Origin of the sequence: Psychroserpens sp., from assembly GCF_036960315.1 — a bacterium.
GTDB lineage: Bacteria > Bacteroidota > Bacteroidia > Flavobacteriales > Flavobacteriaceae > Psychroserpens.
In genome coordinates this window covers 94,916-109,186 of sequence record NZ_JBALVR010000005.1, presented here as the reverse complement: position 1 = coordinate 109,186, position 14,271 = coordinate 94,916, and the positions used below count along the sequence as shown (strand labels likewise).

Annotated in this window: 14 protein-coding genes; 12 read left to right on the top strand and 2 right to left on the bottom strand. The window is 35.2% G+C overall.

The genetic code is table 11. The features are described from left to right. The first annotated feature begins 114 nt into the window (after positions 1–114). The 12 genes from V7719_RS10210 to V7719_RS10155 all read left to right on the top strand — a co-directional run bounded on the left by V7719_RS10210 (position 115) and on the right by V7719_RS10155 (position 10,993). Complete coding sequence (locus V7719_RS10210) at positions 115–2,373, top strand: zinc-dependent metalloprotease (RefSeq protein ID WP_335729803.1); 2,259 nt, start codon at positions 115–117, stop codon at positions 2,371–2,373. Between the two features lie 50 nt (positions 2,374–2,423). Continuing rightward, complete coding sequence (locus V7719_RS10205) at positions 2,424–3,533, top strand: NAD(P)/FAD-dependent oxidoreductase (protein ID WP_335729802.1); 1,110 nt, start codon at positions 2,424–2,426, stop codon at positions 3,531–3,533. Positions 3,534–3,542: 9 nt separating this feature from the next. After that, the gene (mtgA, locus tag V7719_RS10200; protein WP_335729801.1) at positions 3,543–4,250 is read left to right on the top strand and encodes a monofunctional biosynthetic peptidoglycan transglycosylase; all 708 of its coding nucleotides are present in this window, start codon (positions 3,543–3,545) and stop codon (positions 4,248–4,250) included. Continuing rightward, the gene (locus V7719_RS10195; protein ID WP_335729800.1) at positions 4,234–4,695 is read left to right on the top strand and encodes a 3-oxoacyl-ACP synthase; all 462 of its coding nucleotides are present in this window, start codon (positions 4,234–4,236) and stop codon (positions 4,693–4,695) included. The genes mtgA and V7719_RS10195 overlap by 17 nt, the downstream gene beginning before the upstream one ends. Before the next feature lie 65 nt (positions 4,696–4,760). Further along, complete coding sequence (locus tag V7719_RS10190; protein WP_335729799.1) at positions 4,761–5,891, top strand: NAD(P)/FAD-dependent oxidoreductase; 1,131 nt, start codon at positions 4,761–4,763, stop codon at positions 5,889–5,891. Beyond that, positions 5,888–6,601, top strand: coding sequence for a methyltransferase domain-containing protein (locus V7719_RS10185; protein ID WP_335729798.1), 714 nt, complete (start codon positions 5,888–5,890; stop codon positions 6,599–6,601). Before V7719_RS10190 ends, V7719_RS10185 begins: the two co-directional genes overlap by 4 nt. A 1-nt stretch (position 6,602) precedes the next feature. Further along, a complete protein-coding gene (locus V7719_RS10180; RefSeq protein ID WP_335729797.1) occupies positions 6,603–7,655 on the top strand; it encodes a type III polyketide synthase in 1,053 nt (350 codons plus the stop codon). Continuing rightward, on the top strand, positions 7,649–8,446 hold the full coding sequence (locus V7719_RS10175) for an SDR family NAD(P)-dependent oxidoreductase (protein WP_335729796.1): 798 nt from the start codon (positions 7,649–7,651) through the stop codon (positions 8,444–8,446). The genes V7719_RS10180 and V7719_RS10175 overlap by 7 nt, the downstream gene beginning before the upstream one ends. 3 nt (positions 8,447–8,449) lie before the next feature. Continuing rightward, positions 8,450–8,890, top strand: a complete 441-nt coding sequence (locus V7719_RS10170; RefSeq protein WP_335729795.1) for a 3-hydroxyacyl-ACP dehydratase FabZ family protein — start codon at positions 8,450–8,452, stop codon at positions 8,888–8,890. 7 nt (positions 8,891–8,897) lie between these two features. Then, entirely contained in the window at positions 8,898–10,169 is a 1,272-nt protein-coding gene (locus V7719_RS10165) for a beta-ketoacyl-[acyl-carrier-protein] synthase family protein (RefSeq protein WP_335729794.1), read from the top strand. Between the two features lie 3 nt (positions 10,170–10,172). Next, positions 10,173–10,427, top strand: a complete 255-nt coding sequence (locus V7719_RS10160) for an acyl carrier protein (protein ID WP_335729793.1) — start codon at positions 10,173–10,175, stop codon at positions 10,425–10,427. Further along, positions 10,424–10,993 (top strand): 4'-phosphopantetheinyl transferase family protein, encoded by a 570-nt coding sequence (locus tag V7719_RS10155; protein ID WP_335729792.1) that lies wholly within the window; start codon positions 10,424–10,426, stop codon positions 10,991–10,993. Before V7719_RS10160 ends, V7719_RS10155 begins: the two co-directional genes overlap by 4 nt. Positions 10,994–11,094: 101 nt before the next feature. Here the strand turns inward: V7719_RS10155 and V7719_RS10150 are convergent, their stop codons facing one another. Then, a complete protein-coding gene (locus tag V7719_RS10150) occupies positions 11,095–12,006 on the bottom strand; it encodes an ABC transporter ATP-binding protein (RefSeq protein ID WP_335729791.1) in 912 nt (303 codons plus the stop codon). 70 nt (positions 12,007–12,076) lie between these two features. After that, the gene (locus V7719_RS10145) at positions 12,077–14,245 is read right to left on the bottom strand and encodes a prolyl oligopeptidase family serine peptidase (protein ID WP_335729790.1); all 2,169 of its coding nucleotides are present in this window, start codon (positions 14,243–14,245) and stop codon (positions 12,077–12,079) included. Positions 14,246–14,271: the final 26 nt, after the last annotated feature.

The window sequence follows — 14,271 nt, the reverse complement described above, 5'->3', positions numbered from 1 at the left end:
GTATTTGTATTATACATTTGGATACAAGTAATTTGAAGGCAGTAAGCCCATGAGTAATGTTATTTAAGTTGTGTATCTCGCTAAAACCTGTTAATTTCGCAAAAAAAGACACTTATGAAAAAGAATACTTTAAAAAGGCATGTCATTGTAATGATATGCTTGAGTTTTTGTTTTTCTGCTTTTGCTCAAGACAACTCATTGTTTTGGACACTTGTAGAGGAAGACGCTACTTATGAACGATCAGGAATTGTGCCTTCAAAAGAAACATTTTTTGAATTAAATTTTGTAGGGATTAAGGAGGCTTTGACAAATGCACCAGACAGAAAAACTGCAAATGGAGTTTCGAATGTAATTCTTCAATTCCCAAGCACTACAGGTAAATTACAAGCCTTTAAAATTTTTAAAGCGTCAGTATTACACCAAGAACTGCAAGAGAGGTTTCCAGAGTTGGGTTCATTTATTGGACAAAGTATTGATAACCCAAGTCATATTATTAGGTTTAGTATCTCTCCTTACGGTTTCAAATCTGTGTTACTTGGTTCAAATAAAGGAACTGAATACATTGAGGTTGTTTCAAATAATGACAATGTTTATAGTGTTCATTTAAGACAAGACCTTCCGCCAGAAATAGATCAATTTGAGTGTGGTGTTACAGATGAAATGTCAATTAATGAATGGACTAATTCATCGTCAAGTGCACAAAGAAACGCAAGTGATGGCCAGTTAAGAGAATTTCGTTTGGCTTTAGCCTGTACTGAAGAATATGCTGCTGTTCATGTTAATGCTGCCGGATTAAGTGGAGGAACAGATGCTCAAAAAAAAGCAGCAGTTTTAGCAGAAATGAATGATGTAATGACGAGGGTAAATGCGGTATATGAAAACGAATTATCTGTTACAATGGTTCTGGTTCCAACCAATGAAAACATAATATTCCTAAGTTCTCCATTTTTAAATAACTCGAATTATCCTCTATTAATTGATCAGAGCCAACAATTTATTGACGCTTTTGTAGGAAGTCTTTATGATATTGGGCATATGCTATCAACAGGTCCTGGTGGATTAGCCCAGTTATTTTCTCCTTGTACTACTAATAAGGCTAGAGGTGTTTCTGGTGTATCATCAGGGGGAGGCACACAATTCGAAGGCATATTGATGCATGAAATGGGACACCAATACGGATCAACTCACACATGGAATGGTAGTGAAGGCTCATGTTCTGTTAGTAATATAACAGCTTCAAGTGCATATGAACCAGGCAGTGGCTCAACCATTTTGAGTTATTCAGGTATTTGTGGTAGTCAGAATGTCCAAGGGAGTAGAGATTTATATTTTCATCAAAAGAGTCTTCAGATGATGTGGGATAATATAACGTTTGGAAATAGTCAATGCGCTGCAATGACGCCATCTGGTAATAGTGCACCTACAGTAGAAGCTGGAGCTAATTATATTATTCCTATCGGGACACCTTATAAACTTACAGGCGTCTCAACTGACACAGATGGCACAGGAGCACACACCTATTGCTGGGAACAATATGACCTAGGCCCTCCAGGAATACCTTCAACAACCACATTACAGGGCCCATTAGTTCGTTCTTTTCTACCAGATGCTAGCCCAACACGGTATATTCCAAGGTTGGAAGATGTCCTTGCAAATGGAGGAAATTCTACTCAATGGGAAAAATTAATGCTATTGGCTAGAGACATCAATTTTAGATTAACGGTTAGAGATAATGGAGTTAACGGAGGGCAAAATGCAGTAGATGGTATGACAGTAACCACTGTTCAAACAGGTTTTTTTAGAGTTAATTCTCAAAACACAGGAGGAATTTCTTATGATGGTGGAACTACTCAAACAGTGAATTGGACAGTAGCAGGAACTACGGGTTCTGGAATTGATACGGCCCAAGTTAATATTTTACTATCAACAGATGGAGGCGTCAATTTTGATACGGTTCTCTTAGCAAATACTGATAATGATGGTACTGCAGACGTAACGATTCCTAATGGGACTAGTTCAACTGAATGTAGAATAATTGTTGAAGCTGTAGGAAATATTTTTTACAATGTAAATCTAGCAGAATTTGAAATAGTGAGTACGCTTAGTGTAGATGACCAAGATTTAAATGACAACTTAATCGTGTATCCAAACCCAAATAAAGGGGAGTTTAGTATTAAGTACACTAACGGATTTAGTGCAGGTTTGCAAATAGATATCTACGATATTAGAGGTCGTTCTATATTTTCTAAGAAATTTGATAACACTGGTGATTTTAATCAAACGATTAAACTTCCTAATGCAACATCGGGTGTATATATTTTGAGCGTTAAGGACGGAGATCAAAAAGGTATAAGAAAATTAGTGATTCAATAACATGTGATATTTAATAAAAAGCTCCTAATTTTAGGAGCTTTTCTTTTTTTATGAATTATAGCTACTGGGAAATAAAATCATGGTTTACTGATATAGATTATACTATAGTTGGTAGCGGTATTGTAGGCCTAAACTGTGCGCTTCAATTAAAGAGCCGTTTCCCCATGGCGAAGATTCTTGTTCTAGAAAAAGGGATGCTTCCTCAAGGTGCAAGTACTAAAAATGCAGGATTTGCTTGTTTTGGGAGCTTAAGTGAAATCATGGATGACCTCAAAACACATTCTGAAGATGAGGTATTTCAATTGGTTAAAAAGCGTATTGATGGGCTTAAATTATTAAGAGAGACTCTAGGTGATGCCAATATTAACTATCAGCAGAATGGAGGCTATGAGTTGTTTTCTAAAACCGATGATTTATTCGAACAATGCCAATCGCAAAATGAAGCCATAAATCAACTTCTCAAACCACTTTTTAATCATAAGGTGTTTAGTTTTCAACCAAATACATTTGGTTTTAAACACTGTTATGATCGTTTGAGCTTTAATCAATTTGAAGGTCAAATCGACACAGGAATGATGATGATGTCATTGACTCAACTTGTACAAAACGCAGGCATTAAAATATTAAACAATGTTGCGGTTGAACATTTTTCTGAAGATTCAAATTCGGTGAAAATCAAAACGAATCAATTAGAATTCTCGACTTCAAAATTACTAATAGCTACAAATGGCTTTGCTTCAAGGTTGAATATTTCCGAAGTAAAACCGGCAAGAGCTCAAGTACTCATTACTAAACCTATAAAAGATTTACACATCAAAGGCACATTTCATTTAGATCAAGGATATTACTATTTTAGAAATATTGATAATCGCATTTTATTTGGAGGTGGACGCAATTTGGATATCCAAGGAGAAGAAACAACAGATTTCGATTTAACAGATTTGATTCAGAATACTCTTGAAGAACTGTTACAATCGACTATATTACCAACAACACCTTTTGAAATTGAACAGCGTTGGAGTGGTATTATGGGTGTTGGTCATCAAAAAAAACCAATCGTTAAGCAATTAAGTAGCAATGTATATTGTGGTGTTCGTTTAGGAGGAATGGGGGTTGCTATTGGAAGCTTGATTGGTAAAGAATTAGCCGATTTATTATAGCTAAAAAGCATGAAATTTATTAAACGTTTTTTTAAATTAATCCTTAAAACACTGTTTTGGTTTTTTGTGTTTTCCATTGTTATAGTATTTATATTTAAGTGGCTTCCTGTACGAATTACACCATTAATGGTGATTCGAAATATAGAACAAACAGATTCAAACAAAAAAGGCTACGAACACGATTGGATTCCAATAGAAAAGATATCTAACAATTTACAATTAGCCGTCATTTGTAGCGAAGACCAGAATTTTTTGATCCACCATGGGTTTGACATCAAAGCTATTGAGAGGGCTTATGAAAACAATAAAAAAGGAAAGGCGTTAAAAGGCGCAAGTACCATTAGTCAACAAACTGCAAAAAATGTGTTTCTCTGGCCACAACGTAGTTGGTTACGTAAGGGATTAGAAACCTATTTTACGTTTTTAATAGAATTGGTTTGGAGCAAAGAACGGATTATGGAAGTCTATCTTAACAGTATTGAAATGGGACCTGGCATTTATGGAGTAGAAGCAGCTTCACTGTATTGGTTTAAAAAACCGGCTGCAAACCTCACCAAATATGAAGCGGCTGCAATTGCCGCAATATTACCAAATCCGTTACGATATAAAGCAAATCCTGCAACAGCATATATAGAAAGCAGAAAATTATGGATTACTAAACAAATGGTTTATTTTGGACCATTAAATTATCCTGAGCGAAATGAAAAAGAGCAATGATTTAAAACAAGAGCTATTTAATAAATGTCAGGTTTTTATTGACAATCGCTTGAAGGCTGTTCAACTAACAATTTGGGAGATTCAAGAATCACTCACATCAGAAACTAAAAGTTCGGCTGGAGATAAGCACGAAACAGGTCGTGCAATGTTGCAATTAGAGCGTGAAAAAGCAGGGCGTCAGTTAGCTGAAATTCAAAAAGTTAATCAATTATTGGCTAAAATTGATATCTCAAAATCTTCAAATATTATCGTACTAGGATCTATAATATATACAACGCAAGCTAATTATTTTATCACCATTAGTGCTGGAGAATTGAAAGTAAACAATCAATCATTTTATGCGATATCAGCTAATACACCTATTGCAAAGTTGCTTTTAGGAAAAACTGTTGGAGACCAAATTCGATTTAGAGACCAGGAATTTGCTGTTATCAAAGTTATCTAATTTTTATCTCAATCAATTTCGACTTATCTTTAAGCATATTGTATTAGAAAAATAAATTGAATACGATGCCCTCAACATTTGATGTTATTATCGTTGGAGGTGGATTGGCTGGATTATCAAGCGCGATTCACTTATCAAAACAAAGTTTGAGCGTTTTAGTCATCGAAAAAAACAGCTATCCTAAGCATAAGGTTTGTGGTGAATACATTTCTAATGAAGTCTTGCCATACTTAGATTTTTTAGGCATTGATGTTTTTAAACTAGGCGCCAAAAAGATTAATAAATTCCAATTATCTACAACAAAGAGTAAGCTTATTTCAACACCTTTATCATTGGGTGGTTTTGGCATTAGTCGCTTTTGTTTGGATGATGCCTTAGCTAAGAAAGCGATTCAAAATGGTGTAAACATTCTTCAGGATGCTGTTGAAGACATTCACTTTTCTAATGATGAATTTTCTATAGGAACAAAAAACAAGACAACTTTCAAAGCTAAAATGGTGATTGGAGCTTATGGTAAGCGTTCAAATTTAGATGTGAAATTGAATCGTCAATTCATAAAAAACAAGTCACCTTATCTGGCCGTGAAAACGCATGCTATTGGAGATTTTCCTGAAGATGTCGTGGCACTTCATAATTTTGAAGGTGGTTATTGTGGCGTTTCTAAAGTAGAGAACGAGAGTATCAATTTATGCTATATCACCAATTTTAAAACTTTTAAAAAGTATAAGGATATTGCCGAGTTTCAGCAAGAAGTCATGTTCAAAAACTTGTATTTAAAGGCTATTTTTAGTCAAACAACTGCCGTTTTTGAACAGCCACTCACGATTAGCCAAATTTCATTTGAAGATAAAAAACCAGTAGATAATCACATCATCATGTGCGGCGATACAGCTGCTTTAATTCATCCATTATGTGGTAACGGAATGAGTATGGCGATAAGAAGCGCCCAAATCGCTTCATTATTAATTATCAAATTTTTTAATTCGGAAATTTCTGATAGAGAAACTTTAGAAAAACAGTATCTTAGAGAATGGAATAAAGCGTTTAAGTCGCGTTTAAGAACAGGCCATATTGTAGCCAAATTATTTAACCAACCTAAAATTTTTGAAGTATTAATGCAAGGCTTAAAATGGTTTCCAGGTATTTTACCTCATATTATAAAACGAACCCATGGTAAATTAATGCGAGTTGAATGAGTTTTCTAGTTAGTACAACATATAGAAGTGAGGAAGAGGAAATTATGGACGATTTGGATTATAATGGTCCAATACTTCATGATGCACTGGATAAACTCGCAAAAATCAACCAGTGGTTAGGCGGAAATAAAGTTACAATTAACGGACTTAAAAAAGTGCTCAAAAATCATCCAAAAAATGAAGTTATAACCCTAATTGATTTAGGTTGCGGTGGTGGAGATATTTTCAGAGAAGTCTCACGATTTGGAAAGCGTAATGGTTACAAATTTCACTTAATTGGAATAGACGCAAATCAGCACACAGTTGATTATGCCAACACATTATCAGAAACCTATGATAATATAGAATTTAAGGCGATAGATGTTTTTTCTGAAGACTTTAAACAGCTAAAATATGATGTGGTTTTAACAACGCTATTTCTTCACCATTTTAAAGAGGACGAGCTAGTTTCGTTTTTGAAACCAGTTTTAAAAAACGCAAAATTAGGGATTGTTGTTAACGATTTACATAGGCACAAACTTGCCTATTACTTATTTAAGGTACTATGTACAACCATAAAAAATAAAACCATTGCTGAAGATGGATTAACCTCAGTATTACGAGGATTCAAACGACTAGAAATAGTAAATATATCAGAGCAATTAAATGCAAACTATCATATACAATGGAAATGGGCATTTCGTTTTCAATGGATATTGAAGCAAAAATAATATGAGCGTAAAAATAACGTCTGTAGCAAAACAGTTACCAAAATATACAAGAGAAACTAAGGATATCATTCCCTACTTAAACGTATGGATGTCTGGTCAAGAAGAGCGTTTTCAACGCAAAGTGATTAAGCTTTTTGAGAATGCTGGAGTTGATAGACGTTATTCTATTATGGATGCAGAGGAAGTATTTTTAAATTCGTCATTTGAAGAAAAAAACGACATCTACTCACGCGAAGTTGTAAAGCTGGCAGAACAATCACTGGTTAAAGCTTTAGAAAAGGTTAACCTAAAACCAACAGATATTGATTATATCATAACGGTTAGCTGTACCGGAATTATGATTCCGTCAATGGATGCATATTTGATTAATAATCTCAAAATGAAGCAGGATATCGTGCGACTTCCCGTAACCGAAATGGGTTGTGCAGCAGGTGTTTCAGGAATTATTTATGCCAAGAATTTTTTAAAAGCGAATCCAAATAAACGCGCAGCTGTAATTGCTGTAGAATCACCCACGGCAACATTTCAATTGGATGATTTTTCGATGGTCAATATTGTAAGCGCAGCAATTTTTGGAGATGGTGCTTCGAGCGTGATTTTATCGTCCTATGAAAATGAAGAAGGGCCGAAAATAATTGATGAAGGTATGTATCATTTTTATGATGCGGAAACCATGATGGGTTTTAAATTGGTGAATACAGGCTTGCAAATGATTTTAGATAAAGCAGTTCCTGAAACCATTTCAGAACATTTCCCTAAAATTGTACATCCGTTTTTAGAACGAAATGGAATTACAATTGAAGATATAGATCATCTTATATTTCATCCAGGCGGAAAAAAAATCGTACAAACCGTTGAAGATTTATTTGGATCACTCGGAAAGAATATTGACGATACTAAAGACGTTCTTAAATTGTATGGCAATATGAGTAGTGCAACAGTACTTTATGTTTTAGAGCGTTTTATGGATAAACAATTACCCAAAGGAGATAGAGGTTTAATGTTGAGTTTTGGACCAGGTTTTTCGGCACAACGTATATTATTAGAATGGTAAAAGAATTTCAAGATAAAAATTATTGGGCGCTCATTTTAGGAGGTTCTAGCGGATTAGGCTTAGCTACGGCAAAAAAGCTAGCTCAACATGGTATGAATATTTGTATTGTTCATCGAAACTCAAGAACTCAAGACCAAGCGATTAATGCCGAATTTGATAAAATAAAAGCGGAAGGTATTCAGTTCAAATCTTATAATGTAGACGCCTTTAAAATTGAAAAACGAGATGAGATTATTTTAAAGTTAAAAACTATTTTAGGCACAGAAGGAACTATTAGAACCTTAGTTCATAGTGTTGCTAAAGGCAATTTAAAACCTATGCTTGATGATGATAAACCAACATTAAAAAGCGATGATTTTAGCCTTACCATAAACGCCATGGCCATAAGTTTATATGATTGGACCAAGGCTGTTTTTGAAGCCCAATTATTTGCTAAAGACACTCGGATTATTAGTTTTACTAGCGAAGGAAATACTAAAGCTTGGAAGAATTATGCTGCAGTATCCGCAGCAAAAGTTACACTAGAAGCGATTACTAGAAATATGGCACTAGAGTTTGCGCCTTTTGGGATTAGAGCGAACTGTATACAAGCCGGAGTGACAGATACGGCTTCACTGAGAATGATTCCTGGGAGTGATCAGATTAAAGCACATAGTTTACGCCGTAACCCGTTTAAGCGATTAACCCAACCTGAGGATGTGGCAAATGCTGTTTATTTATTGAGCAAAGATGAAGCAGGTTGGATTAATGGTTGTGTGATTCCGGTAGATGGAGGCGAACATATAAGTTAACAAATGACGTCAGAGAAAATCATATCGCTATTACCATATCAAGAACCGTTTCTGTTTGTTGATGAATTAACCGAAATATCTTCGGAAGGCATAACGGGACACTACACTTTTAAAAAATACGCGTATTTCTATGAAGGGCATTTTAAAAATAACCCAATAACACCTGGAGTGATTTTAACGGAATGCATGACACAAATTGGTTTAGTATGTTTGGGAATTTATATGCTGAAAGATCAATTGTCTGAAGATAATCAGCCACAAATTGCCTTAACTTCAAGTCAGGTTGATTTTTTTTTACCTGTTTTTCCTGGAGAAAAAGTCACTGTGGTTTCAGAGAAAGAGGTCTTTCGTTTTAATAAACTGAAATGTAATGTCAAACTTTTTAATGAAAAAGAGGAATTAGTGTGTCGTGGAAAAATTTCAGGAATGATGCTAGCTAATTAAATAGAACATGAAAAACAGAGTTGTTATCACAGGTTTAGGAGTCGTTGCACCAAATGGAGTTGGACTCGATGCGTTTTCGAAAGCCATTAAAAACGGTGAATCTGGAATTACGTTTCATCAACAATTAGCCGACTTAAATTTTTCGTGTTGCATTGGAGGCATTCCGCAAATTTCCGAAGAAAAGAAACTTGAATACCTTACACCTTTGCAGTTACGAGGATTTAATAGCTCCGGAATTTTATATGGCTGTATCGCTGGAATAGACGCCTGGAAAGATGCTGGATTGTCTGTAGATGCTGAAAGCGAATTAGATTTTGATAGTGGAACCATTTTTGGCACAGGAACGTCTGGCGTTGAAAAATTTAGAGAAGCCATTTATAAGCTAGATGATAACCAAGTGAAACGACTAGGAAGTACTGTTGTTGTGCAAACTATGGCAAGTGGAATTAGCGCATTTTTGGGTGGAATTTTAGGATTAGGCAATCAAGTGACAACAAATTCTTCGGCATGTACCACAGGAACAGAAGCTATTTTAATGGGTTATGAACGTATCAAAAATGGTCAAGCCAAACGTATGTTGGTTGGTAGTTGTAGTGATGATGGTCCATATATTTGGGGCGGATTTGATGCCATGCGCGTGATGACTTACAAGCATAATGAGTCGCCAAAACAAGGTTCTCGACCAATGAGTGCTAGTGCTTCTGGATTTGTTCCGGGCGCAGGTGCAGGCGCTTTAGTTTTAGAATCTTTAGAGAGTGCTCTAGAGCGAAATGCAACCATTTATGCTGAGGTTTTAGGCGGACATATTAATTCAGGCGGACAACGACAAGGCGGAACCATGACAGCTCCAAATGCTGAAGCTGTGCAACGCTGTATCAAAGAAGCGATTGTAAATGCTAACATTTCGGCTAATGATATAGATACTATTAATGGTCATTTAACAGCCACGTCAAAAGATGGTTTGGAAATAGAGAATTGGACCAAAGCGCTAAATCGAAAAGGCGATGATTTCCCATATATCAACTCTTTGAAATCTATGGTTGGTCATTGTTTGGCTGCAGCTGGAAGTATTGAATCTGTGGCAACTGTACTTCAATTGAAAGACCAATTTGTGTTTCCTAATGTCAATTGTGAGGATGTGCATCCTGAGATTTCCACATTGATTTCCGACGAGAAGATTTTAAAGCACCAATTGAATACCGAATTAAATATTGCCGCAAAAGCTAGTTTTGGTTTTGGCGATGTGAACGGTTGTATTATCTTTAAGAGATATAATTAAACTATGACCAAAGATGAACTTATTGCCAAATTAAAAACCATTGTTCAACCTTATATTCAAGACGAAGATGCTTTTGTTAATCTTTCTGAAGACACCGATTTTATTAATGATTTGAAGATCAACTCTGCAAATTTGGTGGATGTGATTTTAGATGTTGAAGACGAATTTGACATCAGAATTGAAAATGATGACATGGAAAAAATGACCTCTGTAAAAGCAGCCATGGCTATTGTTAATGAAAAACTTGAAGCCAAATGATAGGCAACGATATTGTCGATTTAAAATACATCTCCTCTAATTGGCAGCGACCTCGATTTTTAGAGAAAGTCTTCACGAAAAAAGAGCAAAATCTTATTCTAATTTCTGAACATCAGCATCAAATGATTTGGTTGCTCTGGAGTATGAAAGAAGCGGCTTACAAAATCCATGTTCAACAGTTTGGAAAACGTTTTTTTAATCCGAAACGGTTGGTGTGTGAGCTCATTTCCGAGGATAAAGGGAACGTGAAAATTGACAATAATAGCTATTATACGAATTCAATAATTACTGAAGATTATATTTATACAATTGCAAAGCAGGATCAGGATCAGGATATAAACTCTTCTGTTTTTAAAACTGAGAACCCGTCTCAGAGTACTCAAAGTAATGTGTTGAAACAGCGTTTGCTGAAATCAATTTCTGAACGAAAAGAGCTAGCAATTCAAAATTTAGAAATCAATAAAACGGCGATTGGGGTCCCTGAAATCTATGACAATTCGGTAAAACTAACAATCCCATTGTCTTTGACGCATTGTGGTCGATTTTCTGGATTTGCTTATCATTAAAGCAGAAAATCAGACCAACCGAAGTTAGCTCGCTTTTTCCTTTTTAAGATGTATTATCTATGTCGTTTTCTTTGACATATAGAAGTTAATATTGTGGGTGTTTAATTTTGAATTGCTAAAAAAATATCTTGATTTTTTTGAAGTTGAACCTCATTTACAAAAAAAACCTTCTGTCCATCTAAATCTGCTTCAACTAGATAATAACTTCCTTTAAAATAACTTGTGATAACTGTAGCTTTTAAATGAGATTGCTCAACAACTTGAAGTTGATGTGCGTAAACAATTGTGTCATTTATGACATTAAATTCTCCAAAAAACGAAGCAATAAGAGGTGTTTTCGGGGTTTTATATAAAGCTTCAGGAGTATCGTAAGCTTCTATTTGATTGTTGTTAAGAAAAATTATTTTATCTGAAAAACCCAAGACATCATTCTTATCATGAGTCGCCACAATACAAGCAATATTTTTCTCTTTTAAATATTTAAAAACGCTACGTCTTAACGACTGTTTTTTGAAGTTATCAATATGGCTGAAGGGTTCGTCTAGCAAAATGATTTCAGGTTGTTTGGCCAAAGCTCTGGCTAATGCTACACGTTGTTTTTGTCCACCAGAAAGGGTTTTTACTTTAGTTTTCGCAAAGGAAGTGAGTTGAACGACTTCGAGTAATTCTGCTGTGCGTTTTTGTTTTTCTTCCGGAAAGAAATTAGAGAGGAATTTTCCGATATTTTCTTCTACAGAAATAAATGGCATCAAGTCAAATTCTTGTGCGACATACTTCATGAAATCGTAGCCAACAACCAAATTAAATTTAGGCCCTAGAATCTCATTGTCTTTCCAGTAGATATTTCCGAAGCTTAAATCATATTCACCATACAAGACCGTTAAAAGGGTGCTTTTTCCTGAACCACTTTCACCAATGATTGCCAAGTTTTCACCTTGTTCAACTTTAAAGGACAAATCCTTTAAAACAGGTGTTTTATGATATGAAAAAGTGAGGTTTTTTACGTTCAGCATAGCGTTGCAAAAATACTATAAAAAAAGCCGCTCAATAGTAGAGCGACTTTTAAATATATTTAGAGAAATATTAGCCTTTTACTTTCTCTTTAGTTTTACTTGGTAAGACATCAAATCCCATGTTATAGAGCGTGAATCCAAAAATATCTGCATATTGCTCAATGGTTTTACTAACGGGTGTTCCTGCACCATGACCAGCATCGGTTTCAATACGTATAAGCGTTGGGTTATTTCCAGTTTGTTTGTCTTGTAATTCTGCAGCAAATTTAAAGCTATGTGCTGGTACCACACGATCATCATGATCTCCAGTAGTCACTAAAGTTGCTGGATATTCTACACCTGCTTTTACGTTATGGACTGGTGAATATCCTTTAAGGTAATCAAACATTTCTTTGTCGTCTTCTGCTGTTCCGTAGTCATAAGCCCAACCTGCTCCAGCAGTAAATGTATGATATCTAAGCATATCTAACACGCCTACTGCAGGCAATGCTACTTTCATTAAGTCTGGACGCTGAGTCATAGTCGCCCCAACCAATAAACCACCATTAGAACCACCTCTAATTGCTAAATAATCACTTGAGGTGTATTTGTTTTCGATAAGGTATTCTGCAGCAGCAATAAAATCATCAAAGACATTTTGCTTCTTTAGTTTAGTCCCTGCTTTATGCCATTCTTTTCCGTATTCTCCACCGCCACGAAGATTAGGTACAGCATAAATACCACCTTGCTCCATCCAAACAGCATTGGTGATACTAAAAGATGGATTTAAACTAATATTAAAACCCCCATACCCATAAAGAATGGTTGGATTTTTTCCGTTGAGTTCAATCCCTTTTTTATGAGTAATAATCATTGGTACTTTCGTCCCATCTTTTGATGTGTAAAATACTTGATTACTTTCATAATCATCACTATTGAATTCAATAGAGGGTTTCCAATACAATTCAGATGTACCTGTTTCAACATTATAGGTATAAATGCTACTTGGTGTATTATAGTTTGTAAATGAATAGTAATCTGTCTTACTTTCTTTTTTACCACCAAAACCACCAGCATTTCCAACACCTGGAAGTTCAATATCTCTAATGAATTTTCCGTCATAATCATACTGTTTTACTTTGGATACAGCATCAACCATGTATTCTGCAAAAAAGTAGCCACCACCTGTTGAAGGGCTTAATACATATTCTGTTTCCGGTATAAAATCTACCCAATTTTCGGGAGTTGGATTAGACACATCTGTCGTAACAATTTTTTGATTAGGAGCATTAAGGTTAGTCACTAAATATACTTTACTGCCTATATTGTCAATAGGGTAGGTGTCGCTATCTGTGTGATCTAAAACAGTTATTAAGGGACTATTTGGTTTTGAAAGGTCTTTGAAAAACAACTTATTTCCTGAAGTTGATACACTTGCGGTAATCACAAGATAGTTGTCGTCTTCAGAGACACTACCACTAACATAACGATGCTTCTCAGTTGGTGTTCCTCCAAAAATAACAGGATCATTTTTTTGTGATGTGCCTAGTTTATGGTAGTATACTTTGTGTTGATCCGTTTTTGCAGATAACTCACTTCCTTCAGGCTTGTCATAACTAGAATAATAGAAGCCTTCATTTTTGTACCATGACATTCCACTGAACTTTATGTCTACAAGCGTATCTTCGATAATTTTTTTACTTTCGGTATCCATGATTAGAACTTTTCTCCAATCACTCCCTCCTTCTGAAATAGCGTATGCTAGGGTTTTTCCATCTTTAGAAAAGCTTGTGCCTCCAAGAGAGATGGTCCCATCTTCATTAAAGGTATTAGGGTCTAAAAAAACAGTTGCTGTACTTGGATCATCTCCAGTTTTGTAGCGATAGATGACGTATTGATTTTGTAATCCGTCATTTTTATAGAAATAGGTAAAGTCACCTTCCTTGAATGGTGAGCCTAGTTTTTCATAATTCCAAAGCTTAGTAAGTCTTTCCTTTAATTCTTCACGATAAGGAATATTGTCTAAGTAGCCAAAAGTAGATTCGTTTTGAGATTTCACCCATTTTCCTGTTTCTTCACTTCTATCATCTTCTAACCATCGATATGGGTCTTTAACATCGGTTCCAAAATAATTAGTAACAGTATCTACTTTTTTTGTTTCAGGATAATTAACCACAATGTCTGTTTTTTGTTCTTTAGCCTCTTCTTTACAAGCACTAAATGCCACAATGGCTAATATTAGTAATGAAATTTTTTTCATTTTACTGATGTCTTTGATTATATTCA

Coding starts and splice junctions, on each gene's coding strand:
- V7719_RS10210 (WP_335729803.1), top strand. CDS start 115: ATGAAAAAGAATACTTTAAAAAGGCATGTCATTGTAATGATATGCTTG.
- V7719_RS10205 (WP_335729802.1), top strand. CDS start 2,424: ATGAATTATAGCTACTGGGAAATAAAATCATGGTTTACTGATATAGAT.
- mtgA (WP_335729801.1), top strand. CDS start 3,543: ATGAAATTTATTAAACGTTTTTTTAAATTAATCCTTAAAACACTGTTT.
- V7719_RS10195 (WP_335729800.1), top strand. CDS start 4,234: ATGAAAAAGAGCAATGATTTAAAACAAGAGCTATTTAATAAATGTCAG.
- V7719_RS10190 (WP_335729799.1), top strand. CDS start 4,761: ATGCCCTCAACATTTGATGTTATTATCGTTGGAGGTGGATTGGCTGGA.
- V7719_RS10185 (WP_335729798.1), top strand. CDS start 5,888: ATGAGTTTTCTAGTTAGTACAACATATAGAAGTGAGGAAGAGGAAATT.
- V7719_RS10180 (WP_335729797.1), top strand. CDS start 6,603: ATGAGCGTAAAAATAACGTCTGTAGCAAAACAGTTACCAAAATATACA.
- V7719_RS10175 (WP_335729796.1), top strand. CDS start 7,649: ATGGTAAAAGAATTTCAAGATAAAAATTATTGGGCGCTCATTTTAGGA.
- V7719_RS10170 (WP_335729795.1), top strand. CDS start 8,450: ATGACGTCAGAGAAAATCATATCGCTATTACCATATCAAGAACCGTTT.
- V7719_RS10165 (WP_335729794.1), top strand. CDS start 8,898: ATGAAAAACAGAGTTGTTATCACAGGTTTAGGAGTCGTTGCACCAAAT.
- V7719_RS10160 (WP_335729793.1), top strand. CDS start 10,173: ATGACCAAAGATGAACTTATTGCCAAATTAAAAACCATTGTTCAACCT.
- V7719_RS10155 (WP_335729792.1), top strand. CDS start 10,424: ATGATAGGCAACGATATTGTCGATTTAAAATACATCTCCTCTAATTGG.
- V7719_RS10150 (WP_335729791.1), bottom strand. CDS start 12,006: ATGCTGAACGTAAAAAACCTCACTTTTTCATATCATAAAACACCTGTT.
- V7719_RS10145 (WP_335729790.1), bottom strand. CDS start 14,245: ATGAAAAAAATTTCATTACTAATATTAGCCATTGTGGCATTTAGTGCT.